Origin of the sequence: Loktanella sp. DJP18 (assembly GCF_049310965.1) — a bacterium.
Taxonomy (GTDB): Bacteria; Pseudomonadota; Alphaproteobacteria; order Rhodobacterales; family Rhodobacteraceae; genus Loktanella.
Genome location: NZ_JBMERN010000180.1, coordinates 1 through 2,500, shown reverse-complemented (window position 1 = coordinate 2,500; position 2,500 = coordinate 1). Strand labels below are relative to the sequence as shown.

2 rRNA genes (1 of these 2 cut by a window edge) are annotated in these 2,500 nt (G+C 54.8%); both read left to right on the top strand.

The annotated features are described in order from the left end of the window. Window positions 1-2,119: ribosomal RNA gene (locus ACOI1H_RS23145) — 23S ribosomal RNA — on the top strand (it extends 714 nt beyond the left edge of the window). A gap of 157 nt (window positions 2,120-2,276) precedes the next feature. After that, a 5S ribosomal RNA gene (rrf, locus tag ACOI1H_RS23140) occupies window positions 2,277-2,391 on the top strand. The last annotated feature ends 109 nt before the right edge of the window (window positions 2,392-2,500 follow it).

Here is a 2,500-nt window from a genome sequence, read left to right as displayed (position 1 = left end):
CATGTCCAGGATGAAGGTTAGGTAACACTAACTGGAGGTCCGAACCCACACCTGTTGAAAAAGGTCGGGATGAGGTGTGCCTAGGGGTGAAAGGCCAATCAAACTCGGAGATAGCTGGTTCTCTGCGAAATCTATTTAGGTAGAGCGTCGGCCGAATACCTTGGGGGGTAGAGCACTGGATGGGTAATGGGGCCTTACCGGCTTACTGATCCTAACCAAACTCCGAATACCCAAGAGTACTAGCCGGCAGACACACATCGGGTGCTAACGTCCGGTGTGAAGAGGGAAACAACCCTGACCTACGACTAAGGCCCCTAATTCATGGCTAAGTGGGAAAGCAGGTGGGACGGCCAAAACAACCAGGAGGTTGGCTTAGAAGCAGCCATCCTTTAAAGATAGCGTAACAGCTCACTGGTCTAAACAAGCTGTCCTGCGGCGAAGATGTAACGGGGCTCAAGCCATGAGCCGAAGTCTAGGGTGTATAGCAATATACGCGGTAGCAGAGCGTAGTGTGACATAGTTCCATGTCTCTTCAGCAGTTTAGGCTGCTTTGGAGACGCGGAGCTTTCTGTGAAGCCCCCCTGTGAGGGATGGGGTGGAGAGATCACTAGTGAGAATGATGACATGAGTAGCGACAAAGGGGGTGAGAGACCCCCTCGCCGAAAGTCCAAGGGTTCCTGCTTAAAGCTAATCTGAGCAGGGTAAGCCGACCCCTAAGGCGAGGCCGAAAGGCGTAGTCGATGGGAACCAGGTTAATATTCCTGGGCCGTGGAGTGGTGACGGATCGCAGAGGTAGTTCATCCTTATCGGATTGAATGGGCTGCTGAGCGGTTCCTGGAAATAGCCCTCCTACAAGATCGTACCCTAAACCGACACAGGTGGACTGGTAGAGAATACCAAGGCGCTTGAGAGAACCACATTTAAGGAACTCGGCAAAATACCTCCGTAAGTTCGCGAGAAGGAGGCCCGGTTCGGACGCAAGTCTGGGCTGGGGGCACAAACCAGGGGGTGGCGACTGTTTACTAAAAACACAGGGCTCTGCGAAGTCGCAAGACGACGTATAGGGTCTGACGCCTGCCCGGTGCCTGAAGGTTAAAAGGAGGAGTGCAAGCTCCGAATTGAAGCCCAGGTAAACGGCGGCCGTAACTATAACGGTCCTAAGGTAGCGAAATTCCTTGTCGGGTAAGTTCCGACCTGCACGAATGGCGTAACGACTTCCCCGCTGTCTCAAATGTGGACTCAGCGAAATTGAATTGCCTGTCAAGATGCAGGCTACCCGCGGTTAGACGGAAAGACCCCATGCACCTTTACTATAGCTTCACACTGGCATCAGGTACAGCATGCGCAGGATAGGTGGTAGGCTTTGAAGCCGGGACTCTGGTCTCGGTGGAGCCTCCCTTGAGATACCACCCTTGCTCTGCTTGATGTCTAACCGCGGTCCGTCATCCGGATCCGGGACCCTGTGTGGTGGGTAGTTTGACTGGGGCGGTCGCCTCCCAAATCGTAACGGAGGCGCGCGAAGGTTGGCTCAGAGCGGTCGGAAATCGCTCGTTGAGTGCAATGGCAGAAGCCAGCCTGACTGCGAGACTGACAAGTCGAGCAGAGACGAAAGTCGGCCATAGTGATCCGGTGGTCCCGCGTGGAAGGGCCATCGCTCAACGGATAAAAGGTACGCTGGGGATAACAGGCTGATGGTGCCCAAGAGTCCATATCGACGGCACCGTTTGGCACCTCGATGTCGGCTCATCTCATCCTGGGGCTGGAGCAGGTCCCAAGGGTACGGCTGTTCGCCGTTTAAAGAGGTACGTGAGCTGGGTTTAGAACGTCGTGAGACAGTTCGGTCCCTATCTTCCGTGGGTGTAGGATACTTGAGAGGAGTTGCCCCTAGTACGAGAGGACCGGGGTGAACGATCCACTGGTGGACCTGTTGTCGTGCCAACGGCAGTGCAGGGTAGCTATGATCGGACAGGATAACCGCTGAAGGCATCTAAGCGGGAAGCCCCCCTCAAAACAAGGTATCCCTGAGGACCGAGGTAGACCACCTCGTCGATAGGCCGGAGATGTAAGCGCAGCAATGCGTTCAGTTGACCGGTACTAATGGTCCGATAGGCTTGATTTGATCCAGTAGAAGCAAGACTTCAACTGCATCCGTCAAGATGTATACACACCACAACATCAGTTGTGCTGACTTGAACGACAGCGAACCGCAAAAGCGGTCCGCTGCTGATGTGACACGCGGCGGCGCCAAAGCACCGCCGCGGTCTGTGTTTTTTTGGTGTGGTGATCATAGCGTGAGCAAAACACCCGATCCCATCCCGAACTCGGCCGTTAAGTGCCACAGCGCTGATGGTACTGCGTCTCAAGACGTGGGAGAGTAAGTCATCGCCACACCTGATAAACACAGACAAGGCCGCAACACACGCCACGTATCTCTCGACGATCCCAAACACTGTCGCGGGATGGAGCAGCCCGGTAGCTCGTCAGGCTCATAACCTGAAGG